The organism is Candidatus Uhrbacteria bacterium (assembly GCA_016699205.1).
Classification (GTDB): Bacteria; Patescibacteriota; Patescibacteriia; order 2-12-FULL-60-25; family 2-12-FULL-60-25; genus CAIXDN01.
Genome location: CP064964.1, coordinates 770,431 through 792,149, shown reverse-complemented (window position 1 = coordinate 792,149; position 21,719 = coordinate 770,431). Strand labels below are relative to the sequence as shown.

Below are 21,719 nucleotides of genomic sequence, written 5' to 3'. Positions count from 1 at the left end.
TTAAGAAGGATTGGAGACTGGTGCTTCTGGAGCTGGTTCCGGCTCAGGAGTCGGCTCTGGAGCAGGCTCCGTTACAACTTCCGGCTCTGGTTCCGGCGTTACCTCTGGAACAGGCTCGGGAATCGGTTCGGGCTCAGGCGCTGTTTCTGGTTCTGGCTGTGTTTCTGGTTCCGGCTCAGGGATCGGCTCTGGAGCAGGTTCCGTTACAACTTCCGGCTCTGGTTCCGGCGTCACCTCTGGAGCAGGCTCAGGGATCGGTTCAGGTTCTGGGACTGGCGCATCGTTCATATCCGTAGACAAAACCTCCTCGGCATTCTTCGGAGCCAATGCGAGCCAGCTAAACCGAACATCCTGCTGCACCGGCTTATCAAACCAGATCTCAAAGCCCTCCTTTGTGACACGTGTCACAACATAACGCATGTTCTGATCAAAGTAACTCTGGATGCGAAGCTCCTCCTGACCTGGATCCTCTTCTTCAAGCGTCTCAAAAGTTACCGTCGCCTGCACAACCGGTTTCACGAGATACGGTCGATCAAAGGCGATACGCACACGCTTCATACCAGTCGTAATCACCGCAAATCCAGCCGTATCACGATTAACCATAATAGGACCAGTAAACTCAACGTTTCCGGCAATCGTCATCAAATCACCAATACTCGTAAGCGTATCAACGCGCAATCCACCAGGAGCACGAATCTCACCCACTACCTCCATCCCCTCCTGCACGCGCAGCTGATCAACATCAAGGCCGGAATCCGATGTGCCTGTAGCGCTCACGGATGAAGCGAGTTCGCTCATTCGACGCTCAAGTTCCTCCAAAACACCCGTGACCTCAGTGGCACGATTGGTTAAATCCGTTAATGACGTAGTCGCCATTCCGAGCGTCATGCGCAAGGAATCAATCGTCGGCGACTGGATATCAACGGCAATCAATTGATCCGTTGTCACGCGCGTTGAACTCACATACTCAGCCGCCAATGAACGCAAGATCAACACACCGCTTCCATCCACGCTCAACACCGGATTCTCTTGTCCTTCAACATAGAGACCAAGGGTACCGGTTGTGCCAATCTGCAAACGCAAATCGCCGCTCAAGCTATCGATCATGCGGACAGCTAAACTCTCGCCGATCAATGATTTAGCAACCACATCCTCGGAGGCCACGATACGATCAGCATTCAGCATGGATACCGTTGAAGAAACGTCAATCGTCGATACGTCGATCGAGGCGAGCGTGTTCATGAGAACCGAACGGCCTGTTTGCGCACGATCCGCAGCAACACTCTGGCCATTCCAGAAACCGTTCTTGATAAATGCCATGACCTCGCCCTCGTCGTCACCGTCAAACGAGGTTAAAGCCTGACCCAAGATATGACCGGCCTTGGTCGCCTTCATGGCCACACCAGGAATCGGTGAACTCGTAAGGTAATCCCCGGCACGAATCACGCCATTCATTTTTGTCACTCGCACCGGAATACGGCCGGAAAGAGCAACGATAACCGGCGCACCATCCGTACGCGGATGCTCGGCAAGCAAAAGACCTGGACGCGTAGAAATAACACCGATCATCTGGTCGTCGTAAGGCACTCCTGACTTCTTCACCAAAGCCTCACCGTTCTCATCAATAGAGACAACCGTACCCGGATCAATCGTACGATCAATAGAATAATAGACTTCACCCAAGTCAGCGCCTTGCTTAATCAACTGCACGGTCATTGAACGATTGGTCACAGAAGGTGTTCCTCCGCTACCAAGCGCGCACAAACGATAGGCCGTCGCATTGGCCGTCCCAGGCATATCGACAAAGCTGGTCGAAATCGTATCGGAATCGGATACACCAACATCAACCGTACGATCAACGCCAACCTGCACTCCGGCCGCACACGTATCGCCACGGCGGATACGCAATGTCACCGTTGTTCCATCAGCTCCACTCGCGTTCACGGCACGCGCATCAGCAGAAATCCAAACCGCATTGGATGCAAAGGCTGGCGTGGTTGTTACGACAAGCAATTCCGTTTCCGCACCAACAGAAACCGATGCGGAAGACGAGGCGCTGTAAGCTGATCCAACGGAACAATTGGTTCCATCCTCCAAACACACGCGCTTGCCATCAACCAAGAGATTCGTTGTCGCGATCGACGTACTTGTAACCGCCGTAAAGACGGCATTCGCACCGCTAAACGTTCCCGTAAACGCAAGATTTGTTCCTGTAGCATCGGTAAAGACAAGGTTCGTTGTCATTAAGCCTAATCCCGTCGCATGAGAAAACGTAAGTACCCCCAAAATCGTGTCACCAACCACATGCAAGGTCGATGAAGGTACGCTTGTACCGATACCAACCAAACCATCCGTTGTTACGCGCATGCGCTCATTCTCTGCGAGCGTACCGCCCGTATGAAAGAGAATATCTGCCGAGCTAGCAGTACCAAGAGCGAGGTCGCCTCCATGAACATACAGATACCCGTCATTCGCCCCAACGATCGAAAAATCCGGATTATCATAGCCAGATCCATTGATACCAAAGTCAACATAATAGCTCGAGTCATCTCCATTATCCGCAGTCGCCACATAATCCGATGACGCACTCGTACCGGTTGAGAAGTTCTGCAAATTCACTTGAAGATACGTATCCGTAGTTGCAGCAAACTGCGCGATAGCAGAAGACCCAACCGCCGGAAGCTCATGATCACCAACCGCCAAATAACCCGTCGCACTCAGAATACTGTAAACACCATTAGCAGAAGGCGTGTAGTGATTCGGCTGTAGCTGAACAACGATCGTTCCCGTGGAGCTTGTAAGTGGTTGCAACGCTCGACCCACAACGAATCCAGGACCCGTAGCCTTCATAAGAGCGCCAGTTGTCGATGCCGTAGTCAAAACATCTCCCGTCACGATATCGCCATTCTCATTAGACGCAATAACGAGCGCACGACCCTGGGAAGCCACACGAACACCATCAAACGTTCCGTTGGAAAGAATCAAACCAGGATCGTTCACAACAACACCCAAGAAATTTGGATCATAAGGGGCAAATGTCGGGATGGCTTTGATACTTGTAGCAGTCGTGTCAATGGAAACCACGGTTCCTGGCACCAAATTCACGTCATCCGCAGGGAAATACTGCGCCAAAGTCGACATGCTGTAGAAATTCGGAGTCGTTGTCGTACTACCACCTTCTTCCGGAGCGTCGTCCTGCCAAGCACGGAAAAAGTCGACATCCAAGTTGGTCGTCGCATCGCCAGCACCATCATTCCAGTGAATTTGCGGCGCAAGAGCAATGGTCGGGATATTTGTCTGGCTTCCCGTTCCACATTCAACGAAGTCAACCCCGTTCGTCACATCGTTATCAACAAAGAAACGGACATCCGTAGCTGAACGGACCTCGACCATAAGCAGGGCGAAGTTCGCCGTAGAAATTGTTTGGCCCGTACAAGTGACTTGCGTCTGGGCTCCAGCGCTTCGGGTCAAACCGACCCATGTCGTAGAACCGCTGTTTCCGAATCCGATAAAGTTGGTCGGGGCGGCAAGCAAAGCATCCGTCGAGTCACCTAAACCGGAGTAAATATAATCCGTATTTGTTCCAATAGCACTCGGCCGAATCTTCATGAGAAGCACCGGCAAATTGTCCGCATCAAAAATGCTTCTTGGGTTATTCAAAGCTTCATCCATCATCACCAAACAGCCGTCACCGCCAAAGGTAGACTTCGCCAAGCGCATAATGCCATTCACCGTATCTGCCAAAGCCGTGACATTACAGGTTCCATTTTCATAAACACCCCAACCGCCTCCATCACCAAATGCAGCGCCTGCAGCACCTGTGGTATCAGCGGCAATAGCCGTTCGCTGCTTATTAAATTCTTCTTGGAGTGCCGAGTTGCGGTCCATGAAAGCACCGGCATTCAACGCCGCTCCGAATTTATCATTCAAATATCTCATCGAGAGCGCCGTGCTCGTACCGGCTAAAATATTCAGCGTACCTGTCGATACCATCACAATCGTTCCGGTAGGTGTAAGAAACGACAAGCTGCCACTCGCAGTAACGGCAAGCAATGGTGTGCCTGATGCATTCCTCCATTCAGTCAAATTAGCCGTTTGCCCCTCAAAACCCTTAATAACAGATGGAATATTAATAGCAGCATCCGAAGCAACAAGTAATCCGGTCGATGAGACAACACCTTGGACCTCAAGTTTTGCTAACGGATTCGTCGTTCCAATTCCGACACTTCCTCTCAAATTCGCAAGAATAATATTTCCATTTACTGCACCTGTTCCAAAACCCGCTCCAGGATTTAATGTAATATTGCCACCGTTACCATTTGCTCCTCCAAGACCACCTAAAGATCCGTTGCCAGCCGTTAAATTGATTCCGCCTCCTGTAGCTCCGATACCAAGTGCAGCCCCTGCTCCTCCACCGTTTCCAGCAATAAAATTGAGTGATCCACCTTGTCCACCCGCAGTGAGTAAGGTCGTACTGGCACCTGTGCCACCTGTCAACGTCAGCGCGCCTCCCGCGAATCCCGTCGTCCCTAAAATACCTCCGGTACCTCCGTGCGCTTGGAATGCCGTTGGTGCAGCAGCGGTGGTACCGTCACCTCCAAAGATGGAAAATGTTCCCGTTACGGATGAAGAAGCGGCAACAAAACCGCCAAAGAATTGTGCGGTCGTTGTCGTAAACGATCCTCGGGCCGTCACGGACTGTAGGGTGTCTAGGCCAACATTTGTACAATTAATACCATTCGCAAGACAGACAGCGACACCGTTCACAAACATCGCCGTTGAAGTAACGGTCGTCGCAGAAAGTACATTAGCGTTAAGCGTTGCACCTGTAGCATTGCCGTAAGTCAGGAGTCCGATAACCGCAGTATTCGCACGAAGAGTCGTCCCTGTCGCTGAAGTGAATGAGAGGAGTCCCGTTGCTGCCAAATTTGTAGCCGTCGTACTCTGAAGCGATGTGGTTCCTGTGGCAGTGAGATTCGAAGCCGTTAGCCCTCCAAACAAGGTGACAGATGAAGTCGCGAAGGCTCCACGGTTCGTGACCGAAGCGAGGGTATCAGCTTCAGCTGAGGCAGAAGGACAACCAACGCCGTTCTGAAGACAGATCCCCTGTCCGGCAACGGTAGCCGAAGCGAAGGAAGCAAAGTTGGCGTTAAGCGTAGAGCCAGTCGCTGAAACAAACGAGAGCAATCCAGTCGAAGCGAAATTCGTAGCGGTGGTGTTCTGGAGAGATGTCGTTCCGGTGGCGGTGATGTTCGACGCGCTCAATCCTCCAAAGAACTGAACCGTGGTCGTCGTAAAGCTTCCGCGGGCCGTGACGGATTGGAGGGTATCGAGACCTGCCGTCGAACAATTCGTTCCATTCGCAAGACAGACAGCGACACCGTTCACAAACATCGCCGTTGAAGTAACGGTCGTCGCAGAAAGTACATTAGCGTTAAGCGTTGCACCTGTAGCATTGCCGTAAGTCAGGAGTCCGATAACCGCAGTATTCGCACGAAGAGTCGTCCCTGTCGCTGAAGTGAATGAGAGGAGTCCCGTTGCTGCCAAATTTGTAGCCGTCGTACTCTGAAGCGATGTGGTTCCTGTGGCAGTGAGATTCGAAGCCGTTAGCCCTCCAAACAAGGTGACAGATGAAGTCGCGAAGGCTCCACGGTTCGTGACCGAAGCGAGGGTATCAGCTTCAGCTGAGGCAGAAGGACAACCAACGCCGTTCTGAAGACAGATCCCCTGTCCGGCAACGGTAGCCGAAGCGAAGGAAGCAAAGTTGGCGTTAAGCGTAGAGCCGGTCGCCGAGACAAACGAGAGCAATCCAGTCGAAGCGAGATTGGTTGCCGTCGTGTTCTGAAGTGAGGTCGTACCTGTGGCGGTGAGGTTCGATGCACTCAATCCTCCAAAGAACTGAACCGTGGTCGTCGTAAAGCTTCCGCGAGCTGTAACGGACTGGAGGGTATCGGAGAGCACCGTTCCGCTCGGACAACCAACACCGTTCGCAAGACAGACAGCGACACCAGAAACCGTCGCCGTAGAGAATGTACCGATGTTTGCGAGGATCTGGGTACCCGTTGCTGTTATAAATCCAATATTTGTAGCAAAAAGGTTTGTTGACGTAACATTGGTACCCGTCGTATTCCCCTGCAAAATCGTTCCTCCGACAACATGCAGCGTACTGCTCGGTACGCTTGTACCAATACCAAAGAATGCTCCTGTGTTGATATAACTATCATTTCCAGAAAAGAAGGAGAAATCCGTACCACCGGTCGAATCATACAAATTCATGAAGCCATTTGGAGCACCATAAATTTCTGCCCTCGTATTACCCGACGAGTCTCGCAAAATAAACTGTCCATTTCCGGAAATATCCTCTGCAAGTGCGAGAATCGGTCGATAAGACGTATTGTAGACACGAAACACTTCTGAATTTGTAGAAGATGACTGAAGAGCAAGACGCGTCGTCAACGAACCAGTTGATGTACCAACACCCATGTTTCGCTGAACAAAGAAATTAGCAGTCGATGTACCTCCAGCAAACTGAATCGTATTTGTCGTAACATTTCCGACATTAGTTACGGCTTGTAAATTCGGCGTAACGGACGGAGGACAGAATGATCCGTTAGCAAGACATACCGCGATTCCTGCAACCGTAGCCGTCGTAAAAGAAGCGGTGTTTGCCGTAAGGTTGTTGGAAATCAAGGTAACACCGGTAGCACTCGAGAAGCCAAGATTAGTCGCAAAGAAATTCGTCGTCGTCGCATTGGTGCCGGTGGCATTGGTGAAGGTAACGCCGGCAAGGGAGGAAACGCCTGTAACCAAAAGGGTCGATGTTACGGTGAGATCGCTCGTCGAAAGACCGCCAAAGAACTGTGCCGTCGTGGTGGTGAAAGCTCCGCGAGCCACGACCGACTGGAGCGTATCGAGACCAACCGTACTCGTAAATTGGCAGCCAACGCCATTGGAAAGACAAATCCCCTGTCCCGCAACAGTCGCCGTTGCAAAGGTGGCTGCATTTGAAAAAAGATTAGTAGTAGATACGGATCCAGTAGCCAGAAGATTGGTTCCCGTAGATCCAATAAAGCCAAGATTGACAACAAACAAATTGGTCGCTGTAGAGCTGCCCAACGTTCCACGAGTGACTGCGAGCGTTGTACCCGTCGAACCAGTGAAGAAAAGATTCGTGCCAAAAAGGTTGGTGGTTGTAACACTTGTACCCGTCGCAACCGTAAAGTCGACATTACGCAAGGAAGAAGATCCGACGACGACAAACGTTCCGGTAACACTAGATGAGGCCGCAACAAATCCGCCAAAGAACTGAACCGTCGTCGTCGTGAAGGAGCCGCGAGCCGTGACGGATTGGAGGGTATCAAGACCTGCCGTCGAACAATTCGTGCCGTTAGCAAGACAAACAGCAACTCCGTTCACGAACATCGCCGTTGAAGTAACGGTCGTTGCAGAAAGCACATTAGCGTTAAGTGTGGCGCCTGTGGCGTTGCCGTAAGTCAGGAGTCCGATGACGGCAGTATTCGCACGAAGAGTCGTCCCTGTCGCTGAAGTGAATGAGAGGAGTCCCGTTGCTGCCAAATTTGTAGCCGTCGTGCTCTGGAGCGAGGCAGTTCCTGTGGCAGTGAAATTCGAAGCCGTTAACCCTCCAAACAACGTGACACTTGAGGTCGCAAAGGCTCCACGGTTCGTGACCGAAGCGAGGGTATCGGCTTCAGCGGCAGCCGAAGGACAGCCAACACCGTTCTGGAGACAGATCCCCTGTCCCGCGACCGTTGCAGAAGCGAAGGAAGCGAAGTTGGCGTTAAGCGTAGAGCCAGTCGCTGAAACAAACGAGAGCAATCCAGTCGAAGCGAGATTGGTGGCCGTGGTGTTCTGAAGTGAGGTCGTTCCGGTGGCGGTGAGGTTGGAAGTGGTGAGGCCGCCAAAGAACTGAACTGTCGTTGTTGTAAATGATCCGCGAGCCGTGACGGATTGGAGGGTATCGGAAAGTACCGTTCCACTCGGACAACCAACGCCATTCGCGAGACAGACCGCGATACCAGAAACCGTGGCAGTCGAGAACGTACCGATATTCGCGAGGATCTGGGTACCAGTCGCGGTTGAGAACGAGAGAAGTCCTGTCGAAGCAAAGTTCGTTGAGGTTCCGTTCGTGAGAGTTGTGTTCTGAAGCGAGGTAGAGCCGGAAACGGTCACCGTGCCAAGCACAGCCGAGCCAGCAGACAACGCGTTCACGTTCAGAGAAGTGCCCGTAGCATTTGAGAAGCCGAGATTAGTCGCAAAGAAATTCGTCGTCGTGGCATTGGTGCCGGTGGCATTGGTGAAGGTAACGCCGGCAAGGGAGGAAACGCCTGTAACCGAGAGCGTTCCGGTGGCGGTAAGGTTGGAAGTGGTGAGGCCGCCGAAGAGCGTGAGGGTTGTGGTCGCAAAGGCTCCACGGTTCGTGACCGAAGCGAGGGTATCGGCTTCAGCGGCAGCCGAAGGACAGCCAACACCGTTCTGGAGACAGATCCCCTGTCCCGCGACCGTTGCAGAAGCGAAGGAAGCGAAGTTGGCGTTAAGCGTAGAGCCAGTCGCTGAAACAAACGAGAGCAATCCAGTCGAAGCGAGATTGGTGGCCGTGGTGTTCTGAAGTGAGGTCGTTCCGGTGGCGGTGAGGTTGGAAGTGGTGAGGCCGCCAAAGAACTGAACCGTCGTTGTTGTAAATGATCCGCGAGCCGTGACCGACTGAAGCGTATCGGAAAGAACCGTACCGCTCGGACAACCAACACCGTTCTGCAAACACACAGCGACGCCCATGACGGTTGCCGTCGAGAACGTACCAATATTCGCAAGAATCTGGGTACCCGTTGCCGTCGAGAACGAAAGCAATCCAGTTGAAGCAAAGTTCGTCGAGGTTCCATTTGTTAGCGTCGTGTTCTGGAGAGACGTCAGGCCTGAAACCGTTGCCGTGCCGAAGGTGACAGAACCGGCATTAAGCGTGTTTGTGTTCAAAGAGGTTCCTGTAGCGTTTGAGAAACCGAGGTTCGAACCAAAAAGATTGGTGGAAGTCGTATTGGTGCCGGTGGCATTGGTGAAGGTAACTCCGGCAAGGGAGGAAACGCCTGTAACCGAGAGCGTGCCGGTGGCGGTAAGGTTGGAAGTGGTGAGGCCGCCGAAGAGCGTGAGGGTTGTGGTCGCAAAGGCTCCACGGTTCGTGACCGAAGCGAGGGTATCGGCTTCAGCGGCAGCCGAAGGACAGCCAACACCGTTCTGGAGACAGATCCCTGTCCCGCGACCGTTGCAGAAGCGAAGGAAGCGAAGTTGGCGTTAAGCGTAGAGCCAGTCGCTGAAACAAACGAGAGCAATCCAGTCGAAGCGAGATTGGTGGCCGTGGTGTTCTGAAGTGAGGTCGTTCCGGTGGCGGTGAGGTTGGAAGTGGTGAGGCCGCCAAAGAACTGAACTGTCGTTGTTGTAAATGATCCGCGAGCCGTGACGGATTGGAGGGTATCGGAAAGTACCGTTCCACTCGGACAACCAACGCCATTCGCGAGACAGACCGCGATACCAGAAACCGTGGCAGTCGAGAACGTACCGATATTCGCGAGGATCTGGGTACCAGTCGCGGTTGAGAACGAGAGAAGTCCTGTCGAAGCAAAGTTCGTTGAGGTTCCGTTCGTGAGAGTTGTGTTCTGAAGCGAGGTAGAGCCGGAAACGGTCACCGTGCCAAGCACAGCCGAGCCAGCAGACAACGCGTTCACGTTCAGAGAAGTGCCCGTAGCATTTGAGAAGCCGAGATTAGTCGCAAAGAAATTCGTCGTCGTGGCATTGGTGCCGGTGGCATTGGTGAAGGTAACGCCGGCAAGGGAGGAAACGCCTGTAACCGAGAGCGTTCCGGTGGCGGTAAGGTTGGAAGTGGTGAGGCCGCCGAAGAGCGTGAGGGTTGTGGTCGCAAAGGCTCCACGGTTCGTGACCGAAGCGAGGGTATCGGCTTCAGCGGCAGCCGAAGGACAGCCAACACCGTTCTGGAGACAGATCCCCTGTCCCGCGACCGTTGCAGAAGCGAAGGAAGCGAAGTTGGCGTTAAGCGTAGAGCCAGTCGCTGAAACAAACGAGAGCAATCCAGTCGAAGCGAGATTGGTGGCCGTGGTGTTCTGAAGTGAGGTCGTTCCGGTGGCGGTGAGGTTGGAAGTGGTGAGGCCGCCAAAGAACTGAACTGTCGTTGTTGTAAATGATCCGCGAGCCGTGACGGATTGGAGGGTATCGGAAAGTACCGTTCCACTCGGACAACCAACGCCATTCGCGAGACAGACCGCGATACCAGAAACCGTGGCAGTCGAGAACGTACCGATATTCGCGAGGATCTGGGTACCCGTTGCCGTCGAGAACGAAAGCAATCCAGTTGAAGCAAAGTTCGTCGAGGTTCCATTTGTTAGCGTCGTGTTCTGGAGAGACGTCAGGCCTGAAACCGTTGCCGTGCCGAAGGTGACAGAACCGGCATTAAGCGTGTTTGTGTTCAAAGAGGTTCCTGTAGCGTTTGAGAAACCGAGGTTCGAACCAAAAGATTGGTGGAAGTCGTATTGGTGCCGGTGGCATTGGTGAAGGTAACTCCGGCAAGGGAGGAAACGCCTGTAACCGAGAGCGTGCCGGTGGCGGTAAGGTTGGAAGTGGTGAGGCCGCCGAAGAGCGTGAGGGTTGTGGTCGCAAAGGCTCCACGGTTCGTGACCGAAGCGAGGGTATCGGCTTCAGCGGCAGCCGAAGGACAGCCAACACCGTTCTGGAGACAGATCCCCTGTCCCGCGACCGTTGCAGAAGCGAAGGATGCGAAATTCGTATTAAGCGTAGAACCGGTCGCGCTACCAAAAGACAAAATTCCAATCGCGGCATTATTTGAATTCAACGAAGTTCCCGTGGCTGAAGTAAACGAAAGCAATCCAGTAGCAGCAAGATTCGTTGCAGTGGTGTTCTGGAGCGATGTGGTTCCGGTCGCGGTAATATTCGACGCACTCAATCCTCCAAAGAACTGAACCGTGGTCGTCGTGAAGCTGCCGCGAGCCGTGACGGATTGGAGGGTATCGGAAAGTACCGTTCCACTCGGACAACCAACGCCATTCGCGAGACAGACCGCGATACCAGAAACCGTGGCAGTCGAGAATGTACCGATATTCGCGAGGATCTGGGTACCAGTCGCGGTTGAGAACGAGAGAAGTCCTGTCGAAGCAAAGTTCGTTGAGGTTCCGTTCGTGAGAGTTGTGTTCTGAAGCGAGGTAGAGCCGGAAACGGTCACCGTGCCAAGCACAGCCGAGCCAGCAGACAACGCGTTCACGTTCAGAGAAGTGCCCGTAGCATTTGAGAAGCCGAGATTAGTCGCAAAGAAATTCGTCGTCGTGGCATTGGTGCCGGTGGCATTGGTGAAGGTAACGCCGGCAAGGGAGGAAACGCCTGTAACCGAGAGCGTTCCGGTGGCGGTAAGGTTGGAAGTGGTGAGGCCGCCGAAGAGCGTGAGGGTTGTGGTCGCAAAGGCTCCACGGTTCGTGACCGAAGCGAGGGTATCGGCTTCAGCGGCAGCCGAAGGACAGCCAACACCGTTCTGGAGACAGATCCCCTGTCCCGCGACCGTTGCAGAAGCGAAGGAAGCGAAGTTGGCGTTAAGCGTAGAGCCAGTCGCTGAAACAAACGAGAGCAATCCAGTCGAAGCGAGATTGGTGGCCGTGGTGTTCTGAAGTGAGGTCGTTCCGGTGGCGGTGAGGTTGGAAGTGGTGAGGCCGCCAAAGAACTGAACCGTCGTTGTTGTAAATGATCCGCGAGCCGTGACCGACTGAAGCGTATCGGAAAGAACCGTACCGCTCGGACAACCAACACCGTTCTGCAAACACACAGCGACGCCCATGACGGTTGCCGTCGAGAACGTACCAATATTCGCAAGAATCTGGGTACCCGTTGCCGTCGAGAACGAAAGCAATCCAGTTGAAGCAAAGTTCGTCGAGGTTCCATTTGTTAGCGTCGTGTTCTGGAGAGACGTCAGGCCTGAAACCGTTGCCGTGCCGAAGGTGACAGAACCGGCATTAAGCGTGTTTGTGTTCAAAGAGGTTCCTGTAGCGTTTGAGAAACCGAGGTTCGAACCAAAAAGATTGGTGGAAGTCGTATTGGTGCCGGTGGCATTGGTGAAGGTAACTCCGGCAAGGGAGGAAACGCCTGTAACCGAGAGCGTGCCGGTGGCGGTAAGGTTGGAAGTGGTGAGGCCGCCGAAGAGCGTGAGGGTTGTGGTCGCAAAGGCTCCACGGTTCGTGACCGAAGCGAGGGTATCGGCTTCAGCGGCAGCCGAAGGACAGCCAACACCGTTCTGGAGACAGATCCCCTGTCCCGCGACCGTTGCAGAAGCGAAGGATGCGAAATTCGTATTAAGCGTAGAACCGGTCGCGCTACCAAAAGACAAAATTCCAATCGCGGCATTATTTGAATTCAACGAAGTTCCCGTGGCTGAAGTAAACGAAAGCAATCCAGTAGCAGCAAGATTCGTTGCAGTGGTGTTCTGGAGCGATGTGGTTCCGGTCGCGGTAATATTCGACGCACTCAATCCTCCAAAGAACTGAACCGTGGTCGTCGTAAAGCTTCCGCGAGCCGTGACCGACTGAAGCGTATCGGAAAGAACCGTACCGCTCGGACAACCGACGCCATTCGCAAGACAGACAGCGACACCAGAAACCGTCGCCGTAGAGAATGTACCGATATTCGCGAGGATCTGGGTACCAGTCGCGGTTGAGAACGAGAGAAGCCCTGTCGAGGCAAAGTTCGTTGAGGTTCCGTTCGTAAGAGCCGTGTTCTGAAGCGACGTCAGACCTGAAACCGTTGCCGTGCCGAGGGTGACAGAACCGGCATTAAGCGTGTTTGTGTTCAAAGAGGTTCCTGTAGCGTTTGAGAAACCGAGGTTCGAACCAAAAAGATTGGTGGAAGTCGTATTGGTGCCGGTGGCATTGGTGAAGGTAACTCCGGCAAGGGAGGAAACGCCTGTAACCGAGAGCGTGCCGGTGGCGGTAAGGTTGGAAGTGGTGAGCCCTCCAAACAACGTCACACTTGAAGTCGCAAAGGCTCCGCGACTCGTGACCGAGGCCAGGGTATCGGCTTCAGCTGAGGCAGACGGACAGCCGACACCGTTCTGAAGACAAATCCCCTGTCCGGCAACGGTAGCGGAGGCGAAGGAAGCAAAGTTGGCGTTCAAAATCGACCCAGTGGCACTTACAAAAGTCAGTAAACCATTAACGCTAGCCGATGAACTAAAGACAAAGTCTCCGGTTGAAGTACCTCCTCCAAACTGGATCGCATTCGTCGTCGTGTTACCGGCATTCGTCACCGTCTGGAAATTCGGACTTGTGCTAGAAGGACAGTTGGTTCCATTCGCCAAACAAACAGCGATACCGTTTACGAGCACTGCGGTCGACGTAACAATAGAAGCGGAAAGAACTCCAGCATTTAATGTTGCACCAGTAGCATTTCCGAACACGAGCAGACCCGCGGCAACCGTATTCGCATTCAATATTGAACCCGTCGCATTCGTAAATCCTAAGTTTGAAGCAAAAATATTTGTAGCCGTAGCATTCGTTCCAGTCGCATCCGTGAATGTCACTCCTCCCAACGAGGATACCCCACCAACAGTAAGCGTACCGGTTGCTGTTACGTTCGATGTTGTAAGTCCACCAAACAGCGTAACTGATGATGTAGCAAAGGAACCGCGATTCGTAACGCTCGCGAGCGTATCGGCTTCAGTCGCGGTGGAAGGACAACCAACACCGTTCTGCAAACAAATCCCCTGCCCTGCAACGGTAGCCGAGGCGAATGAAGCGAAGTTTGCGTTAAGCGTAGAGCCGGTTGCGCTACCAAAAGACAAAATTCCAATCGCGGCATTATTTGAATTCAACGAAGTTCCAGTCGCTGAAGTAAACGAAAGCAATCCAGTCGAGGCGAGATTCGTTGCCGTCGTATTTTGAAGTGAAGCCGTACCGGTAACTGTTAAATCACTCGTCGTGAGACCTCCAAAGAACTGAACCGTGGTCGTCGTAAAGCTTCCGCGAGCTGTAACGGACTGGAGGGTATCGGAAAGCACGGTTCCACTTGGACAACCGACGCCATTCGCAAGACAGACAGCGACACCAGAAACCGTCGCCGTAGAGAATGTACCGATATTCGCGAGGATCTGGGTACCCGTTGCTGTCGAGAATGAGAGAAGTCCGGTAGAGGCAAAGTTCGTTGAGGTTCCGTTCGTAAGAGCCGTGTTCTGGAGAGACGTCAGACCTGAAACCGTTGCCGTGCCAAGAGTGACAGAACCGGCATTAAGCGTGTTTGTGTTCAAAGAGGTTCCTGTAGCGCTTGAGAAACCGAGGTTCGAACCAAAAAGATTGGTGGAAGTCGTATTCGTACCCGTTGCATTCGTCCATGTGAGATTCGTGGTGTTAAGAGTTGCAACCGTGAAGGTAGAAGCGATGAGATTTGTGAAGACTCCATTCGTCGCAAAGAAATTCGTCGTCGTGGCATTAGTGCCCGTCGCATTCGTGAAGGTAACGCCGGCAAGGGAGGAAACGCCTGTAACCGAGAGCGTTCCGGTGGCGGTAAGGTTGGAAGTGGTGAGGCCGCCGAAGAGCGTGACACTTGAAGTCGCAAAGGCTCCACGGTTCGTAACCGAGGCCAGGGTATCGGCTTCGGTAGCAGTACTCGGACAACCAACGCCGTTCTGCAAACAAATCCCCTGTCCGGCAATGGTAGCCGAGGCGAAGGAGGCGAAGTTGGCGTTAAGCGTAGAGCCGGTTGCAGCAACAAACGAGAGCAATCCCGTTGAGGCGAGATTGGTTGCGGTGGTGTTCTGAAGCGAGGTGGTTCCAGTCGCGGTGAGGTTGGAAGTGGTGAGGCCGCCAAAGAGCGTGACGCTCGAGGTAGCAAAAGCGCCTCGATTGGTAACGGAAGCAAGCGTATCACTCTCGGTTCCGGAGGCCGGACAATTCGTACCGTCAACAAGACACACCGCTCGACCATTCACAAAAAGCGCCGTCGTCGTAACAGTCGTTCCAGAAATAGTAACAGCATTTAGAGTCGATCCCGTCGCATTTCCAAACAAGAGCGTGGCGATATTCGCACTCCCGGAATTCAAAACAGCAATCGTACCCGTCGCCGATGAAAGCGTACCGATCGTACCGCTCCCGATATTCGTACTATTCGCATTCAATGTCGATCCGGTCGCCGAGCCAAACGTCAAAAGACCGGCGATCGATGCGGGTCCAAGCACTCCCAAATTTGTCGTAGTCGTATTCGTACCCGTTGCATTCGTCCAAGTAATATTGGTCGGATTAAAGGTGCCGACAGAAAGACTTGTGAACACGGCATTGGACGCAAAGAGATTCGTTGAGGTCGAGTTAGTCGTTACCATGCTCGTTCCTGAACCAGCGCTAAACGTAAAATTCTGAAGCGTTGCTGACCCACCAACCGTCACGTTTGATTGAAAGACAAAATTCGCTGTCGATGTTCCGCCGGCAAAAATCAACGCATTTGTCGTGCTATTCCCAACATTCGTTACTGCCTGCAAGCTCGTCGAGGAACCGGATGAGCCTAAAATCGTCCAAAGAGCCGCTTGGCCATCATAGTAACGCAAACTGCCATCGGTTGTATTATAATACATTCTTCCACCTGTCGCGGAAACTGGATCACTGTCGAGGGAGTTGATGCCGCCAGCCGTATACGCGTACGCAACATTATTAACAGCAACACGCGGCGACATTTCACCATCGCTATTCACTTCTGTGGTGAGATACAGCGGCTGATTAAAATCAAACGTCGATGGAAACGGGGTGACAGAACCAAGCCGAACCGCAAAATATCCATCACTAACACTTACACCTGTCTGTGTCTCCGTCCAAAGCGATACGCCTCCGGAAGCAGCCGAATACAATCGAAAAGTAAAATTATAACTACCGCTTAATGCGACACTGGAAGAATTTTTAAGTCGCCCCTGATAACCGAGTGTTGTCGGAGTGGCTGCGTACGCAGGTAATGCACGGAAAAAATCCAAGAAAAATGTTGGAGCATTCGGAAAAAGCCCCATTCCTGACAATTGAATCAAGGAAAGGATCGTGGCAATTGTTTTCCGAAACGTACGCTTGATTTTAACCACCCGCTTTGGCTCCATTTTTTATTTGAATATTACCGTGGAACAAGGGTTCAACGGCCAAATCAATTATACTCCTTTTTCTGCAAAAATTAGCTAAAACTGTGGGTAACTAATCAAGATCCAACTTATTTTTTACGTCGCTTCTTTTCCAATGTACGTCGCCCCACCAAAATCCCAAAAATAAACAAGAGAAGAATGGCAAAAAATGCCAGAACTAAGCGCAAAATAGAATCTTGCCATCGCTCAGCTCGTACGAGATCCGCATCAACACCTGTGATCTTGTCCGTAAGGCGGAACTCGGTAACCCCTTCCGAGGCATTACCTGCATAGTCAACAGCGCGCACTCGAGCACGATAGTCCCCAGCACCGAGCTCAGCCAAAGACAAGTAAGGCAATGCTGTAGAAGTGACGAATGTTTCATTGATACTAACGTCGTAACGCGCGACACCAGAAGCATCATCCAAAGCTGTAAATCTAAGAAAATTCGGCGTTTGCGGACGAACATCGTTCTGGTCAACAGACACCGCCAACGGACGTGGAGCTGTTGAATCAACCAAGAAACGGAAGTCTTTACGGACAATCTCGCTCGCAGAGTAACGGACAACCAAATGACCATACCAAACGCCATCGTTTGGAGCATCAAATGAAGCCGAGCTTGTAGCAACAGCTCTCATCTCCGCAGGACCTTCCGGCGCCTGATCAAAACCAACCGTGTAAGAAATCGGCTGTCTTCCGCTGAATTTCCACTCAAGACCAAGGCCTCGCTTTGGATACCAGACATTCTGATCAGGATGCGTCTTACTCAAAAGATCGATCGTCGTCTGAACCGGCGGCGTCACCGGAATCTCGCCGGGTGCCGGAGCTTCCACGATCTTGATCTTCAAACTCCCCCGTCCTGTCGTCTGATCTTCTCCTGCGGACAAAATACGCGTTCCTCCTTGCAGAGAAATCGTCGCCTCTCCAATTTTTTTCGCACGAAATGTCAGGACACCGGCCTGCGTTCCACCATTCACCGGATTCCCTAAAGAGAAACCGCCAAAATTAAACGTTCCACCCGTTGCACCTGATCCAGGCGAGCGCGTCGGCAAAGACGATCCATTCGCCATCCCTTGAAACTCGAGCAAATCCGTAGGAAACGAGCCCACAAAACGCACCGTATCAACATCAACAGCTCCCCCAACCGTCATACGTACCTGGAACGTTCTCCCAACCTGAACCTCAGCTGGCCCCGTCAAACCGGCAGATGCGGCAAAAACATCTCGCGGCACGAGCAGGAGGAGAGCAAAAAGAAAAAAGAAACGCTTCATAATCAATATCGTCGACCCCAATGACTGGCGAGCAACGATAGATCGATATCATCAATCATACCATCTTCATTAAAATCAGACTGGCGATCATAACGACGCCAGTGCCTGGTGAACAAAGAAAGATCGACATCATCAACCACCCGATCATCATTCACATCCCCGATCAAACGACGATGCACCATACCTATAACAACGATAGAAACGCGATCTCCGAGTTTTGCTTGAATCTGGATCAAATTATCCCCCAGTCCAAGAGGCAAACTCCGTTCCCAGCGCTGTTCATTCGGATAAATCACGCCAATATCGGAGCTATTCAGCAAAATAGCCGCACCATCAACACCGCGTGAACCCTGAACAATAGCCGTAGTTTTATAGGTCCAATCCCGAGGATCAATTGTAGGCGCGGGCTCAAGTCTCGGTCCCGTTTGAGGCAACGGAAGCCCTCCTCCGCCACCTCCCCCTCCGCTAGGAGGCGGTATGACGACAACGGTCGGCGTTGTTCCGCTCGTTGATTGTGCTCCGCTTTCCACCAGGAAAGAAGGACTCTGCACGCTGCCAACAATCGATTGCACCGATCCATCAATTTGAAAATTTCCGGACTGGGTATTAACAATCAAAGGTAAGATCGAGGAGTCTGTATTCTGAAAATTTGTACTTGAAGCATTCTGGGCCAATACCAAATGAATCGGCAGTAAACCGCAAATCAACAAAAAGATCGCAAACCCACGCAGAAACATGCCATCATAGTAAATGTTCAACCCCATTCGTTCAATGTACACTAGCCCGCATGTCGCTCGCCCGCTCCCTAGCCCTCAATACAGGCGTACAAATACTCGGTAAAGGCGTATCCACCGTTCTCGGCATCGTCATCATCGGGCTCATGACGCGCCAGCTCGGCACGGAAGGCTTTGGTGCCTACTCGACAGCAAACGCCTTTCTCCAAGTCTTCGCACTACTTCTCGACCTCGGCTTGAACGTAACGCTCGTCGCACTTCTCGGCGAGCATGCCGGTGATGAAAAATATGAGAGGCGCTGTACGAGCGCGCTTTTCACATTGCGCATCGTCATGGCGTTTTTGATTCTTGGTCTTGTCGCGCCAGCGGTCGCACTCGCTTCTCCTTATCCGCTTGCACTCAAACTCGCGATCATCGCTCTCACCGGTTCATTTATTTTCCCGAGCTTGAATCAAGTCGTCGTAGGCGCGCAACAGCGTCACCTTAGAATGTCGATGGCCGCCATTGCAGAAAATGTCGGCCGCGTGATCGCACTCGCCGGATTACTCATTGCACAATCGCAGGGCTGGGGCCTCGTGCCGATCATGTGGTTCATCTCGCTCGCCGGGTTTGGCAACTTCATCCTCAACTTCCTCTCTGCCCGCAAATACGCCGATTTCCACTGGAATTGGGACCCAGTGTTCTGGAAAATGGCTCTACACAGATCCTGGCCGGTCGGACTTTCTATTGCTTTCGGGCTCGCGTATTTCAAAGCGGACACGCTTATTCTCTCGTTTGTTCGTCCTCAAACCGAGGTCGGAATCTACGGAGCTGCTTACCGAGTACTTGAAATACTCATCACTGTCCCCTTCATGTATGCCGGCGTACTTCTTCCAATCCTCTCCAACGCCTTTGCAAAAAAAGATCTTCCAAAATTCAAAAACCTCGTCACCAACTCGATCGATGTCATGCTCGTCTTTTGTTTACCGATGATGGCCGGCACCTGGATCCTCGGCGAACGTATTATGATATTAGTCGCCGGTCCGGAGTTTGCGGACTCCGGTCGCATCCTTTCAATTTTGATCGTCGCCGTCGCCGCCATTTATTTAAATACCGTCTTCTCGCATATCGTGGTCGCAATCGATGGCCAGCGTAAAATGATTCCGGTTTATATTGCGGTTGCGATCGGCGCCGTGATCGGCTACCTCCTCTTCATTCCAACGTACGGCATGTGGGCAGCTGCCTGGCTCACCGTCGCTTCCGAAGTTCTCGTCGGACTTGGTTCCATCATCGTCTCGCACAAAGCCATACCGACAGAATTCAAGCCGCGCGTTCTCCTCGCCGCAATCGGCGCATCAATACTCATGTCGATTTTTGTCTGGTTCCTACGCGATCAATTCGTTGCGATTCCGATCCTTGTCGGCGCAATCGTCTATGCTCTCGTCCTCTACGCCATGGGCGGTATAAAAAAAGAGACGCTTCAAGACATTCTCAAAGCCAAAACGTCAAATCCTCCGCTAGTATAAGCGGAGGATTTCAGTTTCAGTCTCGGAAGTCTTCTGGGCAATAAAACCCGGTCTTCACATGTTGGCCGATGGGCACAACGCACTTGGGCATGAGGATTGTCCCCGGCTCAATCGTGGCTCCGGCACCGATACGGCATCCGTCGCCAACGATGACTCCGCACTTCTTGCGATTCGTGAGCCTCACTCCTTCGTGAAGCGGTTCGAGTTTACCCGTAAGCGGCTTATGCAGAAGAAGTGCCGTCGGCCCGATGTACACATCGCGCCCGATGATCGAATCCGCGACCTGCGCGCCCGCGTCAATCTCCGTACGCCGACACACGATCGAGCGATTCACGATCGCAGAAGTTCCGATCGTTACATTCGACTCGATGAGCGAGGGACCGAGCACCTTGCACGATGATCGGAAACTCACGTGCCTACCGACCCAGATTGGTCCCGCGAGCTTGGCCGTGTCGTCAAACTTACGCATCCATCCGCCATAGAAATGCTCGGCGCCGATATCCGTCAGCGCGGAATGCAGATCCGTGTCCTCTTCACGTTCTGTCTTGTACATCGGAGGGAACAGTCGAGGAAGCTCGTTCTTGAGCGCACGAAATCGCTTCTTGCATTCGGCGATATCCGCATCGCCATTCTCGACCATCGGATACCAGACCTGATGCACTTGCACGTCCGTATCGATGAACAAGCGCAGTGTCCAACCAATTCGCGGGCTGATCTCGCGCAACACGGGGACCTGGAAATCATTCCCATTGTTGACTTCGTACTCTGGCTTGATCACGGGAAATCGCACGGCAGGCATACATCCTCCTCAACTATTCTTCGCTAGGTAGAGGCAATCCACGATCCGCCTCGATCTCGATGACGCACTCGAGCGGCATCTGATGAAACTTGATCTGCAGACCTTCGGGCAGCTTGTATCCGAGTTCGGGATTGAACTCTTTGGCGAGACCTCTCGTATCAAAGACATGCTCGTCGTAGCGCGACATGAAGTGCGCAAACGGCTCGTCGATGACGAACTCTGCATGCTCCCAACCTTCAGGATACGGGGCACCCTCTTTCGGCGCCGGCAACTCGATCACGCGGATGATACGTCCCGCGATCTTGATCGGCGTGTAAAGCGTGAACACGGTGATCGGCCGGCCGTTCACCATACTCTCGTGCGTCTTCTCGGCAAAGAGTCGCCAAACATGCGCAAGCTCTTCATAACGCTTCATGTCCGCCACGCGATAGCACACATGGTCCATGAGATATTCCGAGACGTCGATCCCGGCCTGACGAGTGAGCTCGAGCAATCGAGGCACGAACGATTCGAGTCCGTTCAGCATAGGTTTTCCTTTCAAGGAACCGCCGCAAGCTCATCATTTTACGGAAGCGATGTCAACGCAGAATCGACCATTGACAAAGAGCGATATTCAGATTCAAATAGTCACCGGAGGCTTGAATGGTCTACGCCCTTCTCGCGGTACTAGCCGCCATCGCATTCATCGCGCTCTGGCTATCGATCAAGCAATCGGAGCAGACGATCCGCGTGGAAATCATGCAAGTACTGCTCCTGATCGAGGACACACATCCGGGCCATTACACGGAGATTCACTACGGAAAAGACCCAAGCGCCGGAAGAAAGATGTTGAATCTCCTCATTCTGTACGGTCACATCGAGTGCATTTCTGCCCCACCTCCGATCCTGCCACCTGGCGCAAAAAAGCCGGCAGCGAGACTTTTCTACCGTCTTACACCGGAAGGGATCTACATCGCGCGAAAGATCCGCGCGAGCCAAAAACGTAAACACTAAAAAAGGCCGCCCTCTCTGGACGGCCTTTCGCATTCTCTAGCGCTTCATCCAACCAAAGATGACAAGCGCCCCAGCAACCAAGTTCAATATCGAGTGTCCCATCATCTGCGACGCAGGCAATCCCGCCACCAACATATAGACATGCGTCACAAGCACGATCACGGCACCAATCCAGAAAGACCACATCGCGAGAGATTTTTGATTCATATCAATACAGCGTACTCCTTTCCTGTAAATAGAGATACAAAACGCAAG

The 21,719-nt window shown here is 52.6% G+C and carries 10 protein-coding genes; 2 read left to right on the top strand and 8 right to left on the bottom strand.

The window, feature by feature from the left end:
• From IPH19_03830 to IPH19_03810, 5 genes are all read right to left on the bottom strand, one after another.
• The gene (locus tag IPH19_03830; protein ID QQR60514.1) at positions 1-8,988 is read right to left on the bottom strand and encodes a hypothetical protein; all 8,988 of its coding nucleotides are present in this window, start codon (positions 8,986-8,988) and stop codon (positions 1-3) included.
• The gene (locus tag IPH19_03825; GenBank protein ID QQR60513.1) at positions 8,985-10,493 is read right to left on the bottom strand and encodes a hypothetical protein; all 1,509 of its coding nucleotides are present in this window, start codon (positions 10,491-10,493) and stop codon (positions 8,985-8,987) included. The genes IPH19_03830 and IPH19_03825 overlap by 4 nt, the downstream gene beginning before the upstream one ends.
• On the bottom strand, positions 10,490-16,060 hold the full coding sequence (locus tag IPH19_03820; protein QQR60512.1) for a hypothetical protein: 5,571 nt from the start codon (positions 16,058-16,060) through the stop codon (positions 10,490-10,492). Before IPH19_03820 ends, IPH19_03825 begins: the two co-directional genes overlap by 4 nt.
• Before the next feature lie 191 nt (positions 16,061-16,251).
• A complete protein-coding gene (locus tag IPH19_03815) occupies positions 16,252-17,433 on the bottom strand; it encodes a hypothetical protein (GenBank protein QQR60511.1) in 1,182 nt (393 codons plus the stop codon).
• Positions 17,434-17,435: 2 nt separating this feature from the next.
• The gene (locus IPH19_03810; GenBank protein QQR60510.1) at positions 17,436-18,197 is read right to left on the bottom strand and encodes a hypothetical protein; all 762 of its coding nucleotides are present in this window, start codon (positions 18,195-18,197) and stop codon (positions 17,436-17,438) included.
• Positions 18,198-18,220: 23 nt separating this feature from the next.
• Here IPH19_03810 and IPH19_03805 point away from each other — a divergent pair, with 23 nt between their 5' ends.
• Positions 18,221-19,672, top strand: coding sequence for a flippase (locus IPH19_03805; protein QQR60509.1), 1,452 nt, complete (start codon positions 18,221-18,223; stop codon positions 19,670-19,672).
• 16 nt (positions 19,673-19,688) lie between these two features.
• On the opposite strand, the gene IPH19_03800 is transcribed toward IPH19_03805, so the two are convergent.
• Positions 19,689-20,471: a hypothetical protein gene (locus tag IPH19_03800; protein QQR60508.1), complete on the bottom strand. Its 783-nt coding sequence runs from the start codon at positions 20,469-20,471 to the stop codon at positions 19,689-19,691.
• Between the two features lie 13 nt (positions 20,472-20,484).
• Positions 20,485-20,997 (bottom strand): VOC family protein, encoded by a 513-nt coding sequence (locus tag IPH19_03795; protein QQR60507.1) that lies wholly within the window; start codon positions 20,995-20,997, stop codon positions 20,485-20,487.
• Positions 20,998-21,113: 116 nt separating this feature from the next.
• Between IPH19_03795 and IPH19_03790 the strand changes: the two genes are divergently transcribed.
• Complete coding sequence (locus tag IPH19_03790) at positions 21,114-21,464, top strand: hypothetical protein (protein ID QQR60506.1); 351 nt, start codon at positions 21,114-21,116, stop codon at positions 21,462-21,464.
• 36 nt (positions 21,465-21,500) lie between these two features.
• Here IPH19_03790 and IPH19_03785 read toward each other — a convergent pair whose 3' ends face one another.
• Complete coding sequence (locus IPH19_03785; protein QQR60505.1) at positions 21,501-21,671, bottom strand: hypothetical protein; 171 nt, start codon at positions 21,669-21,671, stop codon at positions 21,501-21,503.
• Positions 21,672-21,719: the final 48 nt, after the last annotated feature.